Source organism: Streptomyces sp. NPDC059248 (assembly GCF_042753905.1).
Taxonomy (GTDB): domain Bacteria; phylum Actinomycetota; class Actinomycetes; order Streptomycetales; family Streptomycetaceae; genus Streptomyces.
In genome coordinates, this window is the sequence record NZ_JBHYZV010000024.1 from 14,387 (window position 1) to 36,411 (window position 22,025).

Consider the following 22,025-nt stretch of genomic DNA (forward strand, 5'->3'; position numbering starts at 1 on the left):
CCGCGTCGTAGGCTTGTGACCCAGAGGTTGTCGAGCGGCGAGAACCCTGCATCAGGAGGTAGGCGCAGGCCACAGAGCCGGCCCATGACTCAGACACCCACAGCACAGAACTCGAAGTCCGCGCGGCGCTCCCGGAGCGACGAGGCACGAGCCTTCTTCACCGTCCCGGCGAAACACCCCATGGTGACGGTCCTCGGCTCCGGCGACTCCCTGCTGCGCGTGATCGAGGCGGCTTTCCCGGCAGCCGATATCCATGTCCGGGGCAATGAGATCAGCGCCGTCGGCGTACCGGCCGAAGTCGCCCTGATCCAGCGCCTGTTCGACGAGATGATGCTCGTGCTCCGCACGGGACAGCCGATGACGGAGGACGCCGTGGAACGCTCGATCGCCATGCTCAGAGCGGAGGCGAACGGCGACGGCGACGGGACGGAGACCCCCGCGGAGGTGCTCACCCAGAACATCCTCTCCAGCCGCGGCCGCACCATCCGCCCCAAGACGCTCAACCAGAAGCGTTATGTCGACGCCATCGACAAGCACACGATCGTCTTCGGCATCGGCCCCGCGGGCACCGGCAAGACGTATCTCGCCATGGCGAAGGCGGTCCAGGCCCTCCAGTCCAAGCAGGTCACCCGGATCATCCTGACCCGCCCCGCCGTCGAGGCGGGCGAGCGCCTCGGCTTCCTGCCCGGCACCCTCTACGAGAAGATCGACCCCTATCTGCGCCCGCTCTACGACGCGCTGCACGACATGCTCGACCCGGACTCCATCCCCCGCCTGATGGCCGCCGGGACGATCGAGGTGGCACCGCTGGCCTACATGCGGGGTCGCAGTCTCAATGACGCTTTCATCATTCTGGACGAGGCCCAGAACACCAACCCCGAACAGATGAAGATGTTCCTCACCCGGCTCGGGTTCGACTCGAAGATCGTCATCACCGGTGACGTCACCCAGGTCGACCTCCCGAACGGCACCAAGAGCGGACTGCGTCAGGTGCAGGACATCCTCGACGGGGTGGAGGACGTCCACTTCTCGCGGCTCACGTCGCAGGACGTCGTCCGGCACCGGCTCGTCGGCCGTATCGTCGACGCGTACGAGAAGTACGACGGCCGCTCCGAGGAGCGCGCCGGCGGTGCGCACCAGCACGGCCGGCAGCATCCGCAGGACGGCCGAGGCTCCCACGGGAAGTAGTACGAACCAGACCATGTCGATCGACGTCAACAACGAGTCCGGAAGCGAGATCGACGAGCAGGCGGTGCTCGACATCGCCCGCTACGCCCTCGCCCGGATGCGCATCCACCCGCTCTCCGAACTGTCGGTGATCGTCGTGGACGCCGAAGCCATGGAGCAGTTGCACATCCAGTGGATGGACCTGCCGGGGCCGACCGATGTCATGTCCTTCCCGATGGACGAGCTCCGGCCGCCCGCCAAGGACGACGAGGAGCCCCCCCAGGGGCTCCTCGGGGACATCGTGCTCTGCCCCGAGGTCGCCAAACGGCAGGGTGAGGAGTCCCCGACGAAGCACTCCATGGACGAGGAGCTCCAGCTGCTCACCGTCCACGGGCTGCTCCATCTGCTGGGGTACGACCACGAAGAGCCCGACGAGAAGGCCGAGATGTTCGGACTGCAGGGCGCGATCGTCGACGGCTGGCGCGCCGAGCGGGGGATCACCGGTCCCTCCCCGGCCCCGACCGTGTCATGAGCGGCCCGTTGATCGCCGGGGCGGTCCTGCTGGTCGTCGTCGCCTGGCTGGCGGCCTGTGCGGAGGCCGGGATCGCCCGGGTCTCCAGCTTCCGGGCCGCCGAGGCGCTGCGCTCGGGGCGGCGCGGGGCCGCCAAGCTGGCGCAGGTCGCCGCCGACCCGACCCGCTATCTCAATGTCGCCCTGCTGGTGCGGGTCGCCTGCGAGATGGCGGCCGGGGTCCTGGTGACCTATGTCTGCCTCCGGGAGTTCCCCGAGACCTGGGAGGCGCTGGCCGTCGCCATCGCCGTGATGGTCCTGGTGTCGTACGTGGCGGTGGGGGTGTCCCCGCGCACCATCGGCCGGCAGCATCCGCTGAGCACGGCCACGGCCGCCGCCTATGTCCTGCTGCCGCTCGCCCGGATCATGGGCCCGATCCCGCAGCTGCTGATCCTGCTGGGCAACGCCCTCACCCCCGGCAAGGGCTTCCGCAAGGGGCCGTTCGCCTCGGAGGCCGAGCTGCGGGCCCTGGTGGACCTGGCCGAGCAGGAGTCCCTGATCGAGGACGACGAGCGCCGGATGGTGCACTCGGTCTTCGAGCTGGGCGACACCCTCGTCCGGGAGGTGATGGTGCCGCGGACCGACCTGGTCTGCATCGAGCGGCACAAGACCGTCCGCCAGGCGCTCACCCTGGCGCTGCGCTCCGGCTTCTCCCGGATCCCGGTGACCGGCGAGAACGAGGACGACGTCGTGGGCGTGGTCTATCTCAAGGACCTGGTCCGCAAGACGCATGTCAACCGGGACGCGGAGAACGACGTGGTCTCCACCGCGATGCGGCCCGCGGTCTTCGTGCCCGACACCAAGAACGCGGGCGATCTGCTCCGGGACATGCAGCAGAAGCGGAACCATGTCGCCGTCGTCATCGACGAGTACGGGGGCACGGCCGGGATCGTCACCATCGAGGACATCCTGGAGGAGATCGTCGGCGAGATCACCGACGAGTACGACCGTGAGCTGCCGCCCGTGGAGGATCTGGGCGCGGGCCGGTTCCGGGTCACCGCCCGGCTCGACATCGGGGACCTCGGCGAGTTGTACGGGGTGGGCGCGCTCGACGACGAGGACGTGGAGACCGTCGGCGGGCTGCTGGCCAAGGCGCTGGGCCGGGTACCGATCGCGGGCGCCACGGGCCGGGTGGAGCTGCCCGACGGACGGTCGCTGCGGCTGACGGCCGAGTCCCCGGCCGGGCGGCGGAACCGGATCGTCACGGTCCTGGTGGAGCCCGTCGCGGCGGCGCTGGGCGAGGAGTCGGCGGCGTGAGCGGGCGCGGGATGGGACCGGCCGGAGTGCGGGCGTTCTGTCTCGGCTTCAACGACGCCGTGGAGGAGTTCCCCTTCGGGGACGAGGTCGCCGTCTTCAAGGTGGCGGGGAAGGTCTTCGCCCTGGGGTGGCTGGACCGGCCGCCGCTGCGGATCAACCTCAAGTGCGAGCCGGAGAACGCGCTCCGGCTGCGCGCCGAACATCCGGAGATCGTCCCCGGCTACCACATGAACAAGCGCCACTGGAACACGGTGACGGTCGGCGGGCTGCCGCCGCGGCTGGTCCGGGAGCTGATCGAGGACTCGTACGACCTGGTGGTCGCGGGTCTGCCGCGGGCCGTCCGGCTCCGGCTCGACCGGCCGTGACACGGCCTATGCTCGGGGCATGACGCAGAGCAGCGATTCGCCGGGCGCCGGGATCGACCCCGAGGACCGGAAGATCATCACACTGGCGCGGAGCGCGCGGGCCCGTAACGGGGCGGCCGAGGGCGCCGCCGTACGGGACGAGACCGGGCGGACGTACGTCGCGTCGACGGTGGAGCTGCCGTCGCTGCGGCTGAGCGCGCTGCGGACGGCGGTCGCGATGGCCGTGGCGAGCGGCGCGCGGTCGCTGGAGGCGGCGGCGGTGGTGACGGCGGCCGGCGGCGCGGTCTCCGACGAGGACCGGGCGGCGGTACGGGACCTGGGCGGCACCGGCACCCCGGTCCTGCTGGCGGGCCCCGACGGCGCCCTCGTGGAGGCGGCCCCGGCCGGTTGACCGGCCGGGACCTTTTCCGGCCGACCGAGCCTCCGGGGCCCATGGGCCCCGGCCCGCGCCTCCCGGTCCCGGTGGGGGACCCGCGCCGTGTTGCCGTCCCTTCACGGACCGCCCCCGGCCCCCCCCGTCGACCCCGGGCCGGAGGCCCCCGGCCCGGCCTGATGTCCTCGCGGACCGAAACCCCCTGAGAAATCAAGGGGATCCTTCTTGCAATCCCCGGCCGGTTGCGCCTCAATGAACAGCAGCTCGACCGACGGATCGTCAGATCCACCGTGACGGCCCGGTCCGGGACCCGAGAGCCACGGGTCCCTGCCGGCTCGGGCCGTCGTCTTCCGCCGCGCGGCGTGCGCACCCCGCCCGCGGTGTCCACCGGCGATCCACGCACACCCTTGTGACCGCGGCCCTCGGCGCGGTGTACCCGTACACGCAGGTGACGATCCGATCCGTGCCGCTCCGGGGCGGCACGCGCCGGGACGCCGCCCGGTCCCGGGTGCCCGTAAGCGGTGGGCCGTACCGACGATCCCCCCACGGGGAAGTGGAAAGGGGTACCCATGCGAGGCAGCAGAGGCAGCGGCATCGGAGGCGGTAGGGGCAGAGGCAGGGGCCGTACCGCCGCGGTCGGTTCGGCGGTGGTGGGGGCGCTGGCGGCCCTGTCGCTGGCGTACGCGCCCGCCGCCGGGGCGGTCACCCCGACCCTGGCGACGGCGGACTACGACTGCGGCACCTGGGGCGGCGGCCAGGCCAGGCTGACCGCGACCCAGGACGGGACGCGGGCCACCATGACCCTGCGGTCCGCCGTGAAGACGCCGGTCGCGGTGGCCGCCGACACCATCAACGCGACGCTCACCTTCGCCAAGGCGGGCGGGGGTACGAAGGCGTTCACCGGGATGCGGAACCCGGCGCTCCCGGCGTTCGGTTCGGTGGTGATCGGGCCGCTGTCGGCCACGGTCGCGCCCGGTGACAGCCTCAACTCGTACTTCGCGGGACCGGCCCTGACGATGACGATCTTCGGGTTCCCGGTGAGCTGTGACGCGGTGACCTCCCAGTCGCCGGGGCCGTTCGTGTTCTGACCGGCCGCCCGGGGCCGCCCGCTCGCGCGGCGGCCCCGGGCACGTACCACTTCCACCGCCCCCGTCCGGGCGCCACCGCCGGACGGGGGCGGCGCGTTGCGCTCCGGCGGCCGGATCTTGACAGTATCTGATGGGTCATCAGTCAACGGGTCCCGTCCGCCTTGACTTCTTCCGGCCACCGCTCGTCAATGGCCGTCCGTCAGTCGCGGAGCCCCCCGGCGCCCGAGGCCTCCGGGACGTCCCGGGCCCGGCCCCCGGGCGTCCCGGGCCCGCCGCGGCCTTCCGAAGGAGGCACCCCATGGCCCCTGCCATCCGGACCAGCGGGCGAAGACCACCCGCCCGACGGGCCACCGGCCGGCTCCGGTGGGGCGCGGCGCTCGGCGGCGCCGCGCTCCTGGCGTCCACCGTCGCGCTCTCCGCGCCCGCGAGCGCGACCACCGCCGCCGTACCGGTGGACTTCGCGACCCGCTGCGTCCCGCCCCCGATCGCCGGGCTTCCGCCCATCAACGGCACCACCACCGCCGAGATCACCGTCGACAACGCGACGCCCCGGGTCGGCGACACCGTCACGGTGACGTACAAGGTCACCAGACCCGCCGCGAGCAACCCGGTCGATCTCGCCCTGCCCGCCGACATCATGACGCCCACCGGCAAGGTCGTCGTCGGCGGCGCCCAGTCCGGCGTCCTCACGGTCGCCGGGCCGAAGAAGAACCCGCCCGTGCCCGGCAAGGGGGAGTTCCCGCCGTTCTCGATGACCGGGACGTTCACGGTCACCGCGGCCGGTTCGATCACCCTCGCCCCCGGCGACTACAACATCCACACCAGCTACATCATGGAACTGGACACCCCCTGTACGGTCTCCAACCCGCCCGCCCCCGTCTCGCGGACGATCGTCGCCACCGAGCGGCCCGGCGCCAACGAGCGCGCCATCGCCCTCGGTACGGCGTCCGGGAAGCCCGGTGAGCGGGTCACCGTCACGGGGAGCAGGTTCACCCCGCTCGCCGACATCACCGTCGCCGGACGGGCCGGGGCGGCCGAGACCGCCGACCGGATGACCTTCACGGCGGACGCCGAGGGCGGCTTCACCGCCCGGCTCAAGGTCAACGACAAGGCGACCACCGGGGTCGTCGCCTACGAGGGCGCGGCCTGGACCGCCGACAAGGGCGCGGGCCCGGCCGCGTACACCGTGATCGACGACACCCCGCTGCCGCGGAACAGCCAGAAGCTGACGGCCTCCGTGACCGCGGGCACCCTGTCGATGACCCAGGAGGGCGACGCCGTCCAGCTCTCCGCCGTGGACTTCGGTACGGGCGGCGCGGCCACCGGCGATCTGCGGAAGGTGACGGTCAAGGACTTCCGCGGCGGCCCCGCGGGCTGGTCCCTCACCGGCAAGGTCACCGACTTCACCGGACCCGGCGGCAAGATCGACGCCGGGGCGCTCGGCTGGACCCCGGCCTGCGCCACGAAACCGGGCAGCCCCAGTACCTGTGTCCCGGGCTCGGCCGGGACCGTCGGCGGCCAGGGCGCGACCCTCGCCTCCGCCCCCGACGGAGCACTGACCGGCGGCGAGTTCACCGTGGACGCGCGGCTGTCGCTCGACGTCCCCGCGTTCACCGCGCCCGGCGCCTACTCCGGGGTGCTCACACTCACCCTCACCTGACCGCCCGGCGGCCCGGGCGCGCACCCGCCCGGCCGCCCCGATCCCGGGGGTCCGCACCCATGATCCGGCTGTCCCCTTTTCCGTCCCCTTCCCCTTCCCCGTCCCCGTCCCGCGCCGCCCGGCGCCGTGTCCTTCCGCCCGGTGTGCTCGCCGCCGCCCTCGCCCTGGTGCTGCTGCCCGCCCCCGGCCCGGCCCGCGCCGCCGAGAACGCCGAATGGTCCGTGTACCCCGTCGCCTCCGTACCCGGCGGCCGGCCCTACTTCCATCTCGCGGCGGCCCCCGGCACCACCGCCGGCGACCGGGTCACCCTCACCAACAAGACCGCGGCGCCCCTCACCTTCCGGCTGTACGCGGCCGACGCCTACAACACCGAGCGCGACGGCGGCTTCGCCGTCCGGGCCGTGACCGAGCGGCAGCGCGGCATCGGCGCCTGGGCCAGGCCCGCCCGGGAGCGGGTCACCGTCCCCGCGCGCGGCTCCGTCACCGTCCCGTACACCCTGACCGTGCCCGAGGACGCCGAACCCGGCGACCACGCGGGCGCGCTCGTCGCCCTCGACGAGCGGATCAGCCGCTCCGGCGGTCCCGTCGACATCGGCGTCCGCCGGGCGGTGGGCGCCCGGATCCATCTGCGGGTGGAGGGACCGGCCGTGCCCGCGCTCTCGGTCGAGGATCTGCGGCTCGCGCACCACCGCCCGCTGCTGCCCGGCACCGGCGACAGCACCGCCGTGATCTCGTACACCCTCCACAACCGCGGCAATGTGACCCTCAACCCCCGGGTCGAGCTGGCGGCCGAGGGGCTCTTCGGCCGCGATCTGCTGGCCCGGCGGCTGACGGCCGTCCCCGCCGAGCTGCTGCCCCGGCAGAAGGTCCGGCTCACGGAGCGCTGGCGGGGCGCGCCGCACACCGAATGGGGCGAGGTACGGCTCACCGCCACGGCGCAGGGCGTCCGGGAGTCCGCAGGAGTGTCGTACGTCGCCCTGCCCTGGGTCGCCGCCCTGGTCCTGGCCGTCCTGGGCGGGGGCGCCGGGGTGTGGCTCCGGGTTCGCCGGAGGGCCGGTCATGCCGGGGATACGGCCTGAGGACCACCCCGCCGGAGGTCCCCGGAGTGCGGCTTCCGGGGGGTCCGGCGGGGGAGCGGGTACGGAGGGCGCGCGCATCGGGGAGAATGAGCGCATGAGCGTCAGTACCCAGTCCACCGAGTCCGTTCCCCACCGGGCGGGCTTCGCCTGCTTCGTCGGCCGCCCCAACGCGGGCAAGTCGACCCTCACGAACGCTCTGGTCGGCCAGAAGGTGGCGATCACCTCCAACCGGCCCCAGACCACCCGGCACACCGTGCGGGGCATCGTGCACCGCCCCGAGGCCCAGCTGATCCTGGTCGACACCCCCGGCCTCCACAAGCCGCGAACCCTGCTCGGCGAGCGGCTCAACGACGTCGTCCGCACCACCTGGGCCGAGGTCGACGTGATCGGTTTCTGTCTGCCCGCCGACCAGAAGCTGGGCCCCGGCGACCGCTTCATCGCCAAGGAGCTGGCGGGGATCAGGAAGACCCCGAAGGTCGCCATCATCACCAAGACGGACCTGGTGGACTCCAAGACCCTCGCCGAGCAGCTCGTCGCCGTCGACCTGCTCGGCAAGGAGCTGGGCTTCGAGTGGGCCGAGATCATCCCGGTCTCGGTGGTGGGCGGCAAGCAGGTGCAGCTCGTCGCCGATCTGCTGACCCCGCTGATGCCCGAGGGCCCGCCGCTCTACCCCGAGGGCGACCTCACCGACGAGCCCGAGCAGGTCATGGTCGCCGAGCTGATCCGGGAGGCGGCGCTGGAGGGCGTCCGGGACGAGCTGCCGCACTCCATCGCGGTCGTGGTCGAGGAGATGATCCCCCGCGAGGACCGGCCGAAGGACCGCCCGCTGCTGGACATCCACGCCAACCTCTACATCGAGCGGTCCAGCCAGAAGGGGATCATCATCGGCCCCAAGGGCGCCCGGCTCAAGGAGGTCGGCTCCAAGTCGCGCAAGCACATCGAGGCGCTGCTCGGCACCCCGGTCTATCTCGATCTGCACGTCAAGGTCGCCAAGGACTGGCAGCGCGACCCCAAGCAGCTCCGCAAGCTCGGTTTCTGACCGCCGCCGCGACCGCTTCCCGCCGCGACCGCTCCCCGCCGGGGGCCGTCGCCGGGGGCCGTCAGGCGCCCTCGCGCAGGACCCGGGAGACCAGCCGCCGCTGGGCGGCGGTGAGCCGGGGTTCGGCGGTGTGGACGGTCCGCCCGTCGACGGTGATCTCGTACGCGAACCCGTCCGGCACCCCGGCCCGGGCCGGGCCCGCCGAAGCGGCCTCCTCGACCGCCGCGCGGGCGAGGGCGCCCCACTCGGCCGCGTCGGGGCGTCCTGTGGTGTCGACCGTGGCGAGACGCTCGATCCCGGCGAAGCCGCCGGTGCGCCGGATCTGGATACGCATGACATCCGTTCTAGTACGGATCCGGGCGGGGCTCCAGTACGGATCCGGGCCGGGACGCCGGTACGGATCCGGGCCGGGACGCCGGTACGGATTCCGGCGGGGCTCCCGTACCGGCTCGGGCGGGGCGGTGCCGGACCGCCCCGCCCGGATTCGTACCGCCCGGATCCGTACCGCCCGCCGGTTCAGGAGGTCGGCACTCCCACCGTCGACCACGCCTTCAGCACGCCCTCGACCTCGTCCCCGCCGTCGCCGTAGCGGGCCCTGGCCGCGGCCACGGTCAGCCGGGCGAACTCGTCGAAGCGGGCGTCCTGCGTCAGCTCGCCGCCGGTGAGGGTGTCGTACCAGATCTGTCCGGCCCGCTCCCACGACTTGCCGCCCAGCTCGGTGGCGAGGAGGTAGAAGGCGTGGTTGGGGATGCCGGAGTTGATGTGGACGCCGCCGTTGTCCCGGCCGGTGCGGACGTAGTCGTCCATCGTCGCGGGCTGCGGGTCCTTGCCGAGGACGTCGTCGTCGTACGCGGTCCCCGGCGCCTTCATACTGCGCAGCGCGACCCCGGTGACCGCGGGCGCCAGCAGGCCCTCGCCGATCAGCCAGTCGGCCTGCTCGGCGGTCTGGCCGAGGACGTACTGCTTCACCAGGGCGCCGAAGACGTCCGACACGGACTCGTTGAGCGCGCCGGACTGGCTGAAGTACTCCAGGTTGGCGGTGTACTGGGTCAGTCCGTGGGCCAGCTCGTGCGCGATCACGTCGACCGGGATGGAGAAGTCGAGGAAGATCTCGCCGTCGCCGTCGCCGAAGACCATCTGGGAGCCGTCCCAGAAGGCGTTGCCGTACTCCTCGTCGTAGTGGACGCTGGCGTCCAGCGGCAGCCCGGCGTCGTCGAGGGAGTTGCGGCCGTACGACTTCAGCAGCAGCTCGAAGGTGGCGCCGAGGCCCGCGTAGACCCGGTTGACGGTGGCGTCCTTGCCCGGCTGGTCGCCCTCGCCGCGGACCTTGCGGCCCGGCAGCACGGTGCGGTTCCGGCAGTCGTAGATCGTGCGGTTCGGCTCGGCGTCCTCCGCCGCGACCGCGGCGCCGGCGGCGGCCGCGAAGCCGCGGACCGTGGTGATCCGGCGCCGGGTCCGCTGGGCGGCGTCGCGTTCCAGGGTGCGCAGGGCGCGGTCGGCGATCCGCGCGTTCTCGGCCCGGGCGAGTTTGTCGAGCAGATGCGGCGGGACGACGGTGCAGAAGACGGTGTGGAATGCCATGGAACGCAATGTGACACCGGGGCACGGACCTGTCACTAGCCGCGAGCGGTATTAGTGAAATGGAGTGAAGGGCCCCGTTTCGCGCTGACGGAACGGGCGCCCCCGCGTCCTTCGGAGCGCCCCCGGAAGGACCCCGTCGGCGGTCATCCGGAATCCCGCATACTGATACGGGGCGGCGGGCGTCCGGTCCGTCGGATATGCTCCCCGGCATCATGCGTTTCGGGCTGCTTCTTCTTAGCTGCCGCGGCGAGGGCCTGTAGTCGTAGGCCGACCCCCTCCCCGCGGGACAAGCTGCTGCTTCGAACCGTCGGCCGGTCGATTTTCCACCGGATCCCGAGGAGCCCGCGCACATCATGACCGACGCCGCCATCGGCCGCCCCACGCCGATCACCACCGCCACCCACGCCCAGCAGCCGTCCGGGATGCCGATCCACAAGTACGGACCGTACGAGGCCGTGGCCATCCCCGACCGCACCTGGCCGGACAACCGCATCACCAAGGCGCCCCGCTGGCTCTCCACCGATCTGCGCGACGGCAACCAGGCGCTGATCGACCCGATGTCCCCGGCGCGCAAGCGGGCGATGTTCGATCTGCTGGTCCGGATGGGCTACAAGGAGATCGAGGTCGGCTTCCCGTCCTCCGGTGAGACCGACTTCGCCTTCGTCCGCTCGATCATCGAGGACGGCGCGATCCCCGAGGACGTGACGATCTCCGTCCTCACCCAGGCGCGCGAGGAGCTGATCGAGCGCACCGTCGAGTCCCTGAAGGGCGCCCGCCGGGCGACCGTGCATCTGTACAACGCCACCGCCCCCACCTTCCGCCGGGTCGTCTTCCGCGGCTCGAAGGACCAGGTCAAGCAGATCGCGGTGGACGGCACCCGGCTGGTGATGGAGTACGCGGAGAAGCTGCTGGGGCCCGAGACGGTCTTCGGCTACCAGTACAGCCCGGAGATCTTCACCGACACCGAGCTGGACTTCGCGCTGGAGGTCTGCGAGGGCGTCATGGACGTCTGGCAGCCCGAGGACGGCCGCGAGATCATCCTGAATCTGCCGGCCACCGTCGAGCGGTCCACCCCGTCCACGCATGCCGACCGCTTCGAGTGGATGTCGCGGCACCTGTCCCGGCGGGAGTACGTCTGTCTCTCCGTGCACCCGCACAACGACCGCGGCACCGCCGTCGCCGCCGCCGAGCTGGCCGTCATGGCGGGCGCCGACCGGATCGAGGGCTGTCTGTTCGGCCAGGGCGAGCGCACCGGCAACGTCGACCTGGTGACCCTGGGCATGAACCTGTTCTCCCAGGGCGTCGACCCGCAGATCGACTTCTCGCAGATCGACGAGATCCGCCGGACCAGCGAGTACTGCAACCAGATGGAGATCCACCCGCGCCACCCCTACGCGGGCGACCTCGTCTACACCGCCTTCTCCGGCTCCCACCAGGACGCCATCAAGAAGGGTTTCGACGCGCTGGAGGCGGACGCCGCCGCGGCCGGGAAGACCGTCGACGACATCGAGTGGAACGTCCCGTATCTGCCGATCGACCCCAAGGACGTCGGCCGGTCGTACGAGGCCGTGATCCGGGTCAACTCCCAGTCCGGCAAGGGCGGGATCGCGTACGTCCTGAAGAACGACCACAAGCTGGACCTGCCGCGCCGGATGCAGATCGAGTTCTCGCGGATCATCCAGGCGAAGACGGACGCGGAGGGCGGGGAGGTCACCCCGGCCGACATCTGGACCGTCTTCCAGGACGAGTACCTGCCCAACCCGGGCAACCCGTGGGGCCGGATCCGGCTGCGCTCCGGCCAGTCCACCACCGACACCGACGGCGTGGACACCCTGACCGTGGAAGCGGTCGTCGACGGCGCGGACACCGTACTGACAGGCTCCGGCAACGGCCCGATCTCCGCCTTCTTCGACGCGCTGCAGGCCGTCGGGATCGACGCCAGGCTGCTCGACTACACCGAGCACACCATGAGTGAGGGCGCGTCGGCGCAGGCCGCCTCGTATATCGAGTGCGCCATCGACGGCAAGGTGCTGTGGGGCATCGGGATCGACGCGAACACCACCCGGGCGTCCCTGAAGGCAGTCGTATCGGCGGTGAACCGGGCCGGGCGCTAGCCCGGACCCCGGGCCTGTGATCCCGGGGGTCGCGGCCGCCGCCCGTTGTGAGCGGGCACCCGGTACGCACCGGCCGTAGGCGGACCGCGCGCCGGCCGTGGTCACCGCTCGTCCGTCCGTCCGATCCGCCATCACCCGGCCGGGAGCCCCCGGACCGCCCCCCTCGTGTCACCGCAGCTCGGGAGGGGAGCCGGTCCGGGGGCTTCGTCGTCGGTATCCGGCCATGTGCGGACCGGTGCGCTCCGGGGTGCTGACGTGCCGCCGTCCGTGTGGCTAACATCACGCCAACACGGCTGTGCCGTGGCACAGCGATGCCCGTGGGCGCAGGCCGGCGGGGGAGGCCGGCGGAGGTGCGACGAGGTGCGGACGGACCGGGGTGTATTCGGTCGACGGTTGTGGGTCTGCGGCGTTTCCACCGCGTGGAACACGGTCGGTGACGGCGAGTTCTTCTGCGCCGCCTGCGGCGGCGACCGCAACTACCGGCGCCGGACGGGGCGCCGCAGGTTCACCCTGCTGGGGATCCCGCTGCTGCCGCGCGGTTCGGCGGGGCCCGTCGTCGAATGCGCCTCCTGCCACGGCCACTTCGGTATGGACGTCCTCGACCACCCCACGACGGCGCGGTTCTCCGCGATGCTGCGGGACGCCGTGCACACGGTCGCGCTCGCGGTCCTCGCGTCCGGCGGCACGGAGTCCCGGCCGGTCCGCGAGACCGCGGTCGCCACGGTGCGTGCCGCGGGGCTCCACGACTGTACGGAGGACCAGCTCACCGGGTTGATCGAGGCCCTCGCCGCCGACACCGGGCGCTTCATCAGCGACACCGGGCCGTGCGGGGCCGCCCTCGCCATCGAACTCCACGAGGCGCTGGAACCCCTCGCGCCGCATCTCGCCCCGGCCGGCCGGGAGTCGATCGTGCTCCAGGGCGCGCGGATCGCCCTCGCGGACGGCCCGTACACCCCGGCGGAGCGCGAGGTCCTCACTACGGTCGGCACCGCCTTGCAGCTGCCGCCGGCCGACACGGTGAGGCTCCTGAGCACGGCCCGCTCCTTGTCCCCTTGACCCTCCGGGTCCGGCTCCCCGGCATCTGCGGAGATCCCTCCCGTCGCTGCCGTCCGCGCCTTGTGCCTGGCTTGTCGCGCAGTTCCTCGCGCCCCTGAAAGCCCTTGGTGGCCCGGCACTCCGAAATGGGGCACAAAATCAGCGGCGGTGGGGGAGCAGTGTGAGGATCAGGGCGGCGGCCGCGGCGACGAGTGCGGCCGCCGTGCGGAGGGCGAAGGAGAAGCCCTCGGCGGCCGCGAGGCCCACCAGTGCCGCGATTCCCACCGCCCCGCCGATCTGCTGGACCGAGCCGAGCAGCGCCGACGCCAGGCCCGCGTCCCGCTCCGTGGTGTCCGCGACGGCCGCGATCGCCAGGGCGGGGAAGCCGAGGCCCGAGCCCAGGGCCGCCACCAGTACCCCGGGCGCGATCCCCGTCGCGTACGCGCTGTCCGCCGTGATGCCCGAGAGCATCAGCAGTCCGGCCGCGCTCACCAGGAACGACACGATCAGCGGCGATCGCACGCCGTACCGGGCCACCGCCCATGAGGAGAGCCGGACGCCGGTCAGCACCCCCACCGCGTACGGCAGATACGCGAGCCCCGCCTTCAACGGCCCGTACCCCAGGACGTTCTGGAGGTGCAGCATCACCAGGAACGACATGGCGAAGAACGCGGCCGTGAACAGCAGCGCCGCCACCAGGGACACCGCCCGCGACCGCCGCGCGGGGAACGCGAGCGGCACCAGCGGGTCCGCCGTCCGCGCCTCCACCGCCAGGAACGCCCCGCCCAGCGCCGCGGCGAGCGCCAGCGGTACGACGGCGTACCCGTCCCAGCCGTGTTCGGCGCCCCGCAGCAGTCCGTGGACCAGGGCCAGCAGCGCGCCCGTCCCGAGCAGCGCGCCGGGCACGTCGATCCGGGCCCGGCGCTCCGGCCGTCCGCCCGCGGGCAGCAGCCTCGGCGCCATCAGCAGCGCCGCCGCCGCGATCGGCAGATTGATCAGGAACACCCACCGCCACGACAGCAGATCCGTCACCACCCCCGAGATCACCAGTCCGGTCGTCCCGCCGAGCGCGGCCACCCCGCCCCAGACGCCCATCGCCTTCGCCCGCTCGCCCTCGCCCGGATACATCAGGGTGATCAGCGACATCGCGGCCGGGCTGGCCAGTGCCGCGCCCGTGCCCTGCGCGAACCGGCCCGCCACCAACTGCCACGGCTCCTGGGCCAGTCCGCAGAGCAGACTCGCCGCCCCGAACAGCGCCACCCCGGCGATGAAGACCTCCCGGCGGCCCAGCAGATCGGCCGCCCGGCCGCCGACCAGCAACAGGGCGCCGAAGGCGAGGAAGTAGGCGTTCACCACCCACGCCAGACCCGCCGTACCGAAGCCGAGATCGTCCCGGACGGTGGCCAGCGCGACGTTCACGACCGAGTCGTCGAGGACGAGCATGAAGTGGATGAAGGAGAGCAGCACGAGCGCGGCGGTACGCCGTCCGCCCGTGGTGACCTGGGCTGTTGTCGTCATACGCCGACGCTATGCAGCCCGCTCGAAGGCCGCGATACGCTACCGGGACAGGTGATAGCGCGTTGGGGACAAGGCCGCGCGTCCGGACGGAGGCACCCTCGTGGATCTGCCCGCACCCTGCCCCGCCCCGGACGGCGCCGGCGCGATCGTCGTCGGCAGCTTCCCGATCCTCTCCGGCGAGTGGTTCCCCGACCACAGCCACGACCGGCACCAGCTCGCCTGGAGTCGCCGCGGCGTCATCGGCGTCGCCGTCGGCGACACCTACTGGGTCCTGCCGCCCACCCGCGCCCTGTGGATCCCCGCCGGGGTCGTCCACCGGCCGGGCGCCACCCGCGGGGCTCTGCTCAGCTCCCTCTACCTCACCCCCGACCGCTGCGCCGTCGACTGGACCGAGCCCACCGCCGTCGCCGTCGACGGCCTCCTCGCCCGGCTGATCGTCCATCTCGGCCGCGACGATCTCGCCGCCGACGCCAGGCTGCGCGCGGAAGCCGTCGTACCGGATCTGCTGCGTCCCCTGCCCGCCGCGCCCATCGACGTCCCCGCGCCCACCGACGCCCGGGTACGGGCCGTGGCCGACGCCCTCGCCGCCGATCCCGCCGACCCGCGCGGACTCGACGCCCACGCCCGCGCCGTCGGCGTCAGCCGCCGTACCCTCACCCGGCTGTTCGCCGCCGACACCGGCATGAACTTCGACCGCTGGCGCACCCATGCCCGGCTGCGGGCGTCCCTGCCGCTGCTCGCCGAGGGGCAGCCGGTGTCCCGGGTCGCCCACGCCGTCGGCTACGCCACCGCCAGCGCGTTCCTCGCCGCGTTCAAGAGGACCGTCGGCACCTCCCCGAGCCGCTATCTCAACGGCGGCCCGTACGACGGGGCCTGACGGTACTTCCGGCGCCTACTCCCCCGGGAGTAACGGGGGACCCGTTGCGCCCCCGGCAGTACGTGTCATCTCGCCCCCCGGCGGGACGAGGAGACCCGTCCGGCGGCGGGAGGGTGGGGCTGTAGCCCGCGCACCCGAACGCCGTACGAAGGGGGAACCGCAATGAGGTCCACCGTCCCGCAGCACACCACAGGCCGGGCCGGTCCACCGGGACCCGGCACCACCCCCACCCCCGGCGAACGGCGCCGCCGCCGGGCCCTGCCCTGGGCCGTCGTCCTGCTGTGGCTGGCCGTCGTCGCGGTCGTCCTGCCCTTCGCGGGCAAGATGGAGGAGGTCCAGCGCGACAACATCGTGGACTATCTGCCCGCCGACGCGGACTCCACCCAGGTCGCGAGGATCGAACAGAGCCTGCCCGGCGGCGAGACCACCGAAGTCGTCCTCGTCTACGGCCGCGACGGCGGACTGCGTCCCGAGGACCGCGCCGCCGTCGAGCGGCAGGCCGCGTCCTTCGCCGCCGAACACCGGCTGGTGACCCCGCCGAAGCCGGTGCCGTCCGCGGACGGCACGACCCTCATGGTGCCGATCGCCAGCAACGAGCCCGGCAACGAGGAGGAGAGACGACTCGCCTTCGTCGAGGACGTCCGCGCCGCCTTCTCCGGCACCGGCGGACTCACCGTCGACGTCGGCGGGCCCGCCGCCCTGGAGAGCGATATGGACGAGGTCTTCTCCAGCATCGACGGCACCCTGATGATCGCGACCGTCGCCGTGGTGACGATCCTGCTGATCCTCACCTACCGCAGCCCGTTCCTGTGGCTGGTGCCCCTGGTCACCGTCGGGGTCGCCGCCCTGCTCACCCGCGGGGTGATCTACGGACTCGTCCAGGGCTTCGATCTCACCGTCACCAGCCAGAGCGCGGGCGTCATGACCGTCCTCGTCTTCGGCGCGGGCACCGACTACGCCCTGCTGCTGATCGCCCGCTACCGTGAGGAACTCCGCCGCCATCCGCGGCCGTACGACGCCATGGCCGCCGCCCTGCGCGGCTGCGGACCCGCCGTCCTCGCCTCCTCCGGCACCGTCGCAGCCGGACTGCTCTGCCTGCTGGCCGCCGACCTCAACAGCGCCCGGGGACTCGGCCCGGTCGGCGCCGTCGGGGTGGTGGCAGCGCTGGTCGCCATGCTGACCCTGCTGCCCGCCCTGCTCGTCCTCCTCGGACGGCGCGTCTTCTGGCCGCTGATCCCCGCCCACGGCACCGAACCGCCCCGGGGCAGGTCCCTTTTCGCCGCCATGGGCAGCTCCGCCGGGCGCCGTCCGCTCGCCGTCCTCGTCACCGGCGGAGTCGTGCTGGGCGCGCTGGCGCTGGGCGCGTTCAACCTGCCCGGCGGGATCAAGACCGAGGACTCCTTCACCGAGAAGCCCGAGTCCGTCGTCGCGATGCAGCGCCTCGCCGACGCCTTCCCCGACCGCAGCAGCCGCCCCATCGCCGTGATCGCGCCCACCGACCGCGCCGACGAGGTCGCCGCGAAGGCCAGGGCCCGGGACGGGGTGGCCGCCGTGGAACGCGGCCGCAGCGCCGAGGGCTGGACCGAGATCGCCGTCTTCGCCGATGACGCCCCCCAGTCGGCGGGCGAGACCGCGACCATCAAGGGGCTCCGCGCCGACCTCGGCGGGACGGCCCACGTCGGCGGGGAGAGCGCGCAGGAGATCGATCTGGCGGCCACCAACGAACGCGACCTGAAGGTCGTCATCCCACTCGTCCTCGGCGCCGTCCTGCTGATCCTCGTCGTCCTCCTGCGCTCGGTCGTCGCCGCGCTCGTCCTCGGCGCGGCGGTGGTCGCGGTCTGGGGCGCCGCCTGGGGCCTGGGCGGGCTGGTCTTCGAACCCCTCTTCGGCTTCCAGGGCGTCGACCGGGGCATCCCCCTGCTCTCCTTCGTCTTCCTCGTCGCCCTCGGCGTCGACTACGGCATCTTCCTGATGCACCGGATGCGGGAGGAGGCGCTCGCCGGCGCCGAACCCGCCGAGGCCGCGCTGATCGCGCTGCGTACCACCGGCGGTGTCATCGCCTCGGCGGGCGTCGTCCTGGCCGCCACCTTCGCGGTCCTGATGAGTCTGCCGCTGGTGCCGCTGGTCGAGATGGGCTTCCTGGTCGCGGTCGGCGTCCTGCTGGACACCTTCCTGGTCCGTACGTATCTGGTGACGTCCGCGAGCCTGCTGCTGGGCCGCGCGGTGTGGTGGCCCGGCGCGCTCTACCGCCGTCGCCCGGCGGCCGTGACTTCCACGGGTCACGACCCGAAGTCGCGGGACGACACAGTCGACTCCGACGAGACGGCCGACGCGGCCGGCATCGTCACCAAGGGGCCGGAGGACCGCCAACCCGCGGCGACCTAAACCCTGTTCGAGCACGGACAAGCCCCCTCGGTTCCGCTCCCGAGGGGGCGGGGCCGTATCCCGTACCCCAGGATGGAGCCGATGGACACCGCCGACGCCCCACCTCCAGCCCCGCCCGCCCCGGGAACCACCGGGCCCCGGCCGAAGTCCGGCTGCGGGCCCCGGCGGCCGGGGGAGTGGCTCGCCGACGTCCTCGGCCGGGACCCGCTCGCCGTCCCCCGGCTGCGCCGCAACGACGCCGTACTCGCCGCCGTCGCCGGCGCCTTCGCCGTCGGTCTGGCCGCGTTCGCCAAGGACGGCCGGCAGCCCGACCCCATCGGCTGGCTGCTGCTCACCGGCGCGGTCCTCCCGCTGGCCTGGCGGCGCACCCACACCTTCCCGGCGATGCTGGCCGGGATGGCGTGCGTCGCCCCGTACCACGCCATGGACAACGCCCATGTCGCCCCCATGCCCGCGACATTGATCCTGCTCTACACCGTCGCGTCCCTCTCCCGGCCCCGGACCACCGCCGTCGTCGGCGTCGGCATCGTCGGAGTCGCCGTCGGGGTGATGTTCGCCGTCGGCATGCACCAGGGCATCGAGGCCCTGCGGACCTCCGGCTGGATCGTCGCCGTCCTCTTCCTCGGTTCGGAGATGCGCGTCCACCGCCGCTACATCGCCTCCGTCATCGCCCGCGCCGAACACGCCGAACGCACCCGGGAACAGGAGGCCGCCCGCCGGGTCGCCGAGGAGCGCATCAGGATCGCCCGCGATCTGCACGATCTGCTCGCCCACTCCATCACCGTCATCGGGGTGCAGACCTCCGTCGCCTCCCACGTCCTCACCGTCGATCCCGACCGACTGGACCGGGCGGCCCTGGCCAGGGCCCTCGAAGACATCGCCGACACCTGCCGCACCGCCCGGGGCGAACTGCGGACGACCCTCACCGTCCTGCGCACCGACCCGCCCGGGGACACCGTCGGCCCGCCGGGCGCGGGCGGCCCCGGCCGCGGCGGCCCCCTGCCCGACCTGGCCGCCCTCCCCGGGCTCGCCGCCGCCTCCGGCGCCGCCCTGACCCTGTGCCCCGGGGACGACCGCCTCCCGCCCGCCGTCGCCGCCGCCGCGTACCGCATCGTCCAGGAATCCCTCACCAACGCGGTACGCCACGGCGGTACCGGCGTCCGCGTCGACGTTGCCGTCGAACGCCGTGACGACGCCCTCCACGTCGTCGTCACCGACGAGGGCGACGGCGCCCCGCACGACCCGGCCGCCCCCGCCGCCCCACCCGGCTTCGGTATCGCCGGAATGCGCGAGCGCGCCCGCAGCGTCCGCGGCACCCTCAGCGCCGAACCGCGCCCCGGCGGCGGCTTCCGGGTCGCCGCCGTGCTTCCGCTCCAGCCCACGGAGACCCCCGAATGACCACCGGAACCGGCCGTCCGATACGCGTCCTGCTCGCCGACGACCAGCATCTCGTCCGCGCCTCCTTCGCCCTGCTCGTCTCCTCGGCGCCCGATATGGAGGTCGTCGCCGAGGCCCGCGACGGCGCCGAGGCCGTGGCCCGCGCCCGCTCCGCCCGCGCCGACGTCGTCGTCATGGACATCCGGATGCCCCGGCTCGACGGCATCGGGGCCACCCGGCAGATCGCCGCCGACGAGGACCTCGCCGGGGTCCGGGTCCTCGTCCTCACCACGTACGACACCGATGAGTACGTGGTCGAGGCGCTACGCGCCGGAGCCTCCGGCTTCCTCGTCAAGGACACCCGCCCGGCCGATCTGCTCGCCGCGATCCGCACCGTCGCCGCGGGCGACGCCCTGCTCTCCCCGGGCCCCACCGCCCGGTTGATCGCCCGGGTACTCGCCGCCCCCACCGCGCCCCGCCCCGGCAGCGCCGGACCCGACGACCTCACCGACCGGGAACGCCAGGTCCTCGTCCTGGTCGCCCGCGGCCTCAACAACGCCGAGATCGCCGAGACCCTCGCACTCTCCCCGCTGACCGCCAAGACCCACGTCAGCCGGATCATGGGCAAGCTCGCCGCCCGCGACCGCGCCCAGCTCGTGATCGTCGCCTACGAGTCCGGCCTCGTCGTCCCCGGCGGCGGTGAACCGGATTCCCGAGGACCGTCCTAGCGCCCCGCCGCGTACGCGAGAATGGACGCCATGAGCCTGTTCCGCGACGAAGGCGTCGTCCTGCGCACTCAGAAGCTGGGCGAGGCCGACCGCATCATCAGCCTGCTGACCCGCGGCCACGGGCGGGTCCGGGCCGTGGCGCGCGGAGTGCGGCGGACCAAGTCGAAGTTCGGGGCAAGGCTGGAGCCGTTCTCCCACGTCGACGTGCAGTTCTTCGCCCGCGGCGGTGAGCTGATCGGCCGCGGGCTGCCGCTCTGCACCCAGAGCGAGACCATCGCCCCGTTCGGCGGCGCCATCGTCACCGACTACGCCCGCTACACCGCGGGCACGGCCATGCTGGAGACCGCCGAGCGGTTCACCGACCACGAGGGCGAGCCCGCAGTCCAGCAGTATCTGCTGCTCGTCGGCGGGCTGCGGGCCCTGTCCCGGGGCGAGCACACGCCCCGCCTCGTCCTCGACGCCTTCCTGCTCCGCTCCCTCGCGGTCAACGGCTACGCGCCCAGCTTCGAGGACTGCGCCCGGTGCGGGCTCGACGGGCCCAACCGGTTCTTCTCGGTCGCCGCGGGCGGGGTGATCTGCGGGGACTGCCGGGTGCCGGGGAGCGTCGTCCCGTCGGCGGAGGCCATCGGGCTGCTCAGCGCGCTGCTGACCGGCGACTGGCCCACCGCGGACGCCTGTGAGCCCCGGCACGTACGGGAGGGCAGCGGACTGGTCGCCGCCTATCTGCACTGGCATCTGGAGCGCGGACTGCGGTCCCTGCGCTACGTCGAGAAGGACGGCGGCCCGCCGCGCCCCGGCTCCGCCGGTCACATCGGCACCCAGGACACCCGGACGACGCCCGTATGACGCCGGTACGACAACCTGTACGACACCTCTACGACGAGCACATCACACACCGCACACAGGAGAAGTGAGAGCCGCAATGGCACGACGCGGAATCCTCGGCCGTAACCGCCGTGAGTACCAGGTCCCCGAGCCGCACCCGTCCGGTGAGCGGCCGCCGAAGATCCCCGGTGAGCTGGTCCCGAACCATGTCGCCGTCGTCATGGACGGCAACGGCCGGTGGGCCAAGGAGCGCGGTCTGCCCAGGACCGAGGGGCACAAGGTCGGCGAGGGTGTCGTCCTCGACGTCCTCAAGGGCTGTCTGGAGATGGGCGTCGGCAATCTGTCGCTGTACGCCTTCTCCACCGAGAACTGGAAGCGCTCGCCGGAGGAGGTGCGCTTCCTGATGAACTTCAACCGGGACGTCATCCGCCGCCGCCGCGACGAGATGGACGCGCTGGGCATCCGGATCCGCTGGGTCGGCCGGATGCCGAAGATGTGGAAGTCGGTCGTCCAGGAGTTGCAGGTCGCGCAGGAGCAGACCAAGGACAACGACGCGATGACGCTCTACTTCTGCGTCAACTACGGCGGTCGGGCCGAGATCGCCGACGCCGCGCAGCGGGTCGCCCAGGAGGTGGCGGCGGGCCGCCTCGACCCGGCGAAGGTCAACGAGAAGACGCTGCGGAAGTATCTGTACTACCCGGACATGCCGGATGTGGATCTCTTCCTGCGGCCCAGCGGCGAACAGCGCACATCGAACTATCTGCTCTGGCAGAGCGCCTACGCCGAGATGGTCTTCCAGGACGTGCTCTGGCCCGACTTCGACCGGCGCGACCTGTGGCGGGCCTGTCTGGAGTACGCCAGCCGCGACCGGCGCTTCGGCGGGGCGAAGCCGAACGAGGTCCAGGCGCGCAACCCCCGCTGACCCTCTTCGGACCCCCGGATGCACGGCGGCGGGGACGAGCACTGCCCGTCCCCGCCTCCGCGTAC

At 72.8% G+C, this 22,025-nt stretch carries 20 protein-coding genes; 17 read left to right on the top strand and 3 right to left on the bottom strand.

The window, feature by feature from the left end; all coding sequences use genetic code 11:
* The first annotated feature begins 84 nt into the window (after positions 1 to 84).
* The 9 genes from ACFXG1_RS12845 to era all read left to right on the top strand — a co-directional run bounded on the left by ACFXG1_RS12845 (position 85) and on the right by era (position 8,598).
* Entirely contained in the window at positions 85 to 1,188 is a 1,104-nt protein-coding gene (locus tag ACFXG1_RS12845; protein ID WP_384718802.1) for a PhoH family protein, read from the top strand.
* 13 nt (positions 1,189 to 1,201) lie between these two features.
* On the top strand, positions 1,202 to 1,699 hold the full coding sequence (ybeY, locus tag ACFXG1_RS12850; RefSeq protein ID WP_384718804.1) for an rRNA maturation RNase YbeY: 498 nt from the start codon (positions 1,202 to 1,204) through the stop codon (positions 1,697 to 1,699).
* Complete coding sequence (locus tag ACFXG1_RS12855) at positions 1,696 to 2,994, top strand: hemolysin family protein (protein WP_384742335.1); 1,299 nt, start codon at positions 1,696 to 1,698, stop codon at positions 2,992 to 2,994. Before ybeY ends, ACFXG1_RS12855 begins: the two co-directional genes overlap by 4 nt.
* 11 nt (positions 2,995 to 3,005) lie before the next feature.
* Entirely contained in the window at positions 3,006 to 3,359 is a 354-nt protein-coding gene (locus ACFXG1_RS12860) for an MmcQ/YjbR family DNA-binding protein (RefSeq protein ID WP_384718812.1), read from the top strand.
* 19 nt (positions 3,360 to 3,378) lie between these two features.
* Positions 3,379 to 3,750, top strand: coding sequence for a cytidine deaminase (locus ACFXG1_RS12865; RefSeq protein WP_384718808.1), 372 nt, complete (start codon positions 3,379 to 3,381; stop codon positions 3,748 to 3,750).
* 551 nt (positions 3,751 to 4,301) lie between these two features.
* Complete coding sequence (locus ACFXG1_RS12870; protein ID WP_384742338.1) at positions 4,302 to 4,820, top strand: hypothetical protein; 519 nt, start codon at positions 4,302 to 4,304, stop codon at positions 4,818 to 4,820.
* 298 nt (positions 4,821 to 5,118) lie between these two features.
* Entirely contained in the window at positions 5,119 to 6,480 is a 1,362-nt protein-coding gene (locus tag ACFXG1_RS12875; protein WP_384720113.1) for a beta-xylosidase, read from the top strand.
* A 59-nt stretch (positions 6,481 to 6,539) separates the two neighbouring features.
* Positions 6,540 to 7,559, top strand: coding sequence for a WxL protein peptidoglycan domain-containing protein (locus ACFXG1_RS12880; RefSeq protein ID WP_384720111.1), 1,020 nt, complete (start codon positions 6,540 to 6,542; stop codon positions 7,557 to 7,559).
* 94 nt (positions 7,560 to 7,653) lie between these two features.
* Positions 7,654 to 8,598 (top strand): GTPase Era, encoded by a 945-nt coding sequence (gene era / locus ACFXG1_RS12885; protein ID WP_384720109.1) that lies wholly within the window; start codon positions 7,654 to 7,656, stop codon positions 8,596 to 8,598.
* A gap of 61 nt (positions 8,599 to 8,659) precedes the next feature.
* Here era and ACFXG1_RS12890 read toward each other — a convergent pair whose 3' ends face one another.
* Together ACFXG1_RS12890 and ACFXG1_RS12895 are read right to left on the bottom strand one after the other, a co-directional pair.
* Positions 8,660 to 8,932 (bottom strand): protealysin inhibitor emfourin, encoded by a 273-nt coding sequence (locus ACFXG1_RS12890; protein ID WP_384742341.1) that lies wholly within the window; start codon positions 8,930 to 8,932, stop codon positions 8,660 to 8,662.
* A 182-nt stretch (positions 8,933 to 9,114) separates the two neighbouring features.
* Entirely contained in the window at positions 9,115 to 10,179 is a 1,065-nt protein-coding gene (locus ACFXG1_RS12895) for a M4 family metallopeptidase (RefSeq protein ID WP_384718794.1), read from the bottom strand.
* 353 nt (positions 10,180 to 10,532) lie between these two features.
* On the opposite strand from ACFXG1_RS12895, the gene leuA reads away from it, so the two are divergent.
* Together leuA and ACFXG1_RS12905 are read left to right on the top strand one after the other, a co-directional pair.
* The gene (leuA, locus tag ACFXG1_RS12900) at positions 10,533 to 12,293 is read left to right on the top strand and encodes a 2-isopropylmalate synthase (RefSeq protein WP_384718796.1); all 1,761 of its coding nucleotides are present in this window, start codon (positions 10,533 to 10,535) and stop codon (positions 12,291 to 12,293) included.
* A 360-nt stretch (positions 12,294 to 12,653) separates the two neighbouring features.
* Complete coding sequence (locus tag ACFXG1_RS12905; RefSeq protein ID WP_384718798.1) at positions 12,654 to 13,349, top strand: TerB family tellurite resistance protein; 696 nt, start codon at positions 12,654 to 12,656, stop codon at positions 13,347 to 13,349.
* A 138-nt stretch (positions 13,350 to 13,487) separates the two neighbouring features.
* Here ACFXG1_RS12905 and ACFXG1_RS12910 read toward each other — a convergent pair whose 3' ends face one another.
* Positions 13,488 to 14,846, bottom strand: coding sequence for an MFS transporter (locus ACFXG1_RS12910; protein ID WP_384742344.1), 1,359 nt, complete (start codon positions 14,844 to 14,846; stop codon positions 13,488 to 13,490).
* A 100-nt stretch (positions 14,847 to 14,946) separates the two neighbouring features.
* On the opposite strand from ACFXG1_RS12910, the gene ACFXG1_RS12915 reads away from it, so the two are divergent.
* From ACFXG1_RS12915 to ACFXG1_RS12940, 6 genes are all read left to right on the top strand, one after another.
* Positions 14,947 to 15,723, top strand: coding sequence for a helix-turn-helix domain-containing protein (locus ACFXG1_RS12915; RefSeq protein WP_384720063.1), 777 nt, complete (start codon positions 14,947 to 14,949; stop codon positions 15,721 to 15,723).
* A gap of 162 nt (positions 15,724 to 15,885) precedes the next feature.
* A complete protein-coding gene (locus ACFXG1_RS12920; RefSeq protein WP_384720061.1) occupies positions 15,886 to 18,108 on the top strand; it encodes an MMPL family transporter in 2,223 nt (740 codons plus the stop codon).
* Positions 18,109 to 18,189: 81 nt separating this feature from the next.
* A complete protein-coding gene (locus ACFXG1_RS12925; RefSeq protein WP_384742346.1) occupies positions 18,190 to 19,506 on the top strand; it encodes a sensor histidine kinase in 1,317 nt (438 codons plus the stop codon).
* Positions 19,503 to 20,213, top strand: a complete 711-nt coding sequence (locus tag ACFXG1_RS12930; protein ID WP_384714848.1) for a response regulator — start codon at positions 19,503 to 19,505, stop codon at positions 20,211 to 20,213. The genes ACFXG1_RS12925 and ACFXG1_RS12930 overlap by 4 nt, the downstream gene beginning before the upstream one ends.
* A 30-nt stretch (positions 20,214 to 20,243) precedes the next feature.
* Positions 20,244 to 21,059, top strand: a complete 816-nt coding sequence (recO, locus tag ACFXG1_RS12935; RefSeq protein ID WP_384714851.1) for a DNA repair protein RecO — start codon at positions 20,244 to 20,246, stop codon at positions 21,057 to 21,059.
* 76 nt (positions 21,060 to 21,135) lie between these two features.
* Complete coding sequence (locus ACFXG1_RS12940; RefSeq protein ID WP_384714854.1) at positions 21,136 to 21,960, top strand: isoprenyl transferase; 825 nt, start codon at positions 21,136 to 21,138, stop codon at positions 21,958 to 21,960.
* The last annotated feature ends 65 nt before the right edge of the window (positions 21,961 to 22,025 follow it).

Excerpts from the sequence above, each read along its gene's own strand:
- ACFXG1_RS12845 (WP_384718802.1), top strand. The coding sequence starts at position 85 with ATGACTCAGACACCCACAGCACAGAACTCGAAGTCCGCGCGGCGCTCC.
- ybeY (WP_384718804.1), top strand. The coding sequence starts at position 1,202 with ATGTCGATCGACGTCAACAACGAGTCCGGAAGCGAGATCGACGAGCAG.
- ACFXG1_RS12855 (WP_384742335.1), top strand. The coding sequence starts at position 1,696 with ATGAGCGGCCCGTTGATCGCCGGGGCGGTCCTGCTGGTCGTCGTCGCC.
- ACFXG1_RS12860 (WP_384718812.1), top strand. The coding sequence starts at position 3,006 with ATGGGACCGGCCGGAGTGCGGGCGTTCTGTCTCGGCTTCAACGACGCC.
- ACFXG1_RS12865 (WP_384718808.1), top strand. The coding sequence starts at position 3,379 with ATGACGCAGAGCAGCGATTCGCCGGGCGCCGGGATCGACCCCGAGGAC.
- ACFXG1_RS12870 (WP_384742338.1), top strand. The coding sequence starts at position 4,302 with ATGCGAGGCAGCAGAGGCAGCGGCATCGGAGGCGGTAGGGGCAGAGGC.
- ACFXG1_RS12875 (WP_384720113.1), top strand. The coding sequence starts at position 5,119 with ATGGCCCCTGCCATCCGGACCAGCGGGCGAAGACCACCCGCCCGACGG.
- ACFXG1_RS12880 (WP_384720111.1), top strand. The coding sequence starts at position 6,540 with ATGATCCGGCTGTCCCCTTTTCCGTCCCCTTCCCCTTCCCCGTCCCCG.
- era (WP_384720109.1), top strand. The coding sequence starts at position 7,654 with ATGAGCGTCAGTACCCAGTCCACCGAGTCCGTTCCCCACCGGGCGGGC.
- ACFXG1_RS12890 (WP_384742341.1), bottom strand. The coding sequence starts at position 8,932 with ATGCGTATCCAGATCCGGCGCACCGGCGGCTTCGCCGGGATCGAGCGT.
- ACFXG1_RS12895 (WP_384718794.1), bottom strand. The coding sequence starts at position 10,179 with ATGGCATTCCACACCGTCTTCTGCACCGTCGTCCCGCCGCATCTGCTC.
- leuA (WP_384718796.1), top strand. The coding sequence starts at position 10,533 with ATGACCGACGCCGCCATCGGCCGCCCCACGCCGATCACCACCGCCACC.
- ACFXG1_RS12910 (WP_384742344.1), bottom strand. The coding sequence starts at position 14,846 with ATGACGACAACAGCCCAGGTCACCACGGGCGGACGGCGTACCGCCGCG.
- ACFXG1_RS12920 (WP_384720061.1), top strand. The coding sequence starts at position 15,886 with ATGAGGTCCACCGTCCCGCAGCACACCACAGGCCGGGCCGGTCCACCG.
- ACFXG1_RS12925 (WP_384742346.1), top strand. The coding sequence starts at position 18,190 with ATGGACACCGCCGACGCCCCACCTCCAGCCCCGCCCGCCCCGGGAACC.
- ACFXG1_RS12930 (WP_384714848.1), top strand. The coding sequence starts at position 19,503 with ATGACCACCGGAACCGGCCGTCCGATACGCGTCCTGCTCGCCGACGAC.
- recO (WP_384714851.1), top strand. The coding sequence starts at position 20,244 with ATGAGCCTGTTCCGCGACGAAGGCGTCGTCCTGCGCACTCAGAAGCTG.
- ACFXG1_RS12940 (WP_384714854.1), top strand. The coding sequence starts at position 21,136 with ATGGCACGACGCGGAATCCTCGGCCGTAACCGCCGTGAGTACCAGGTC.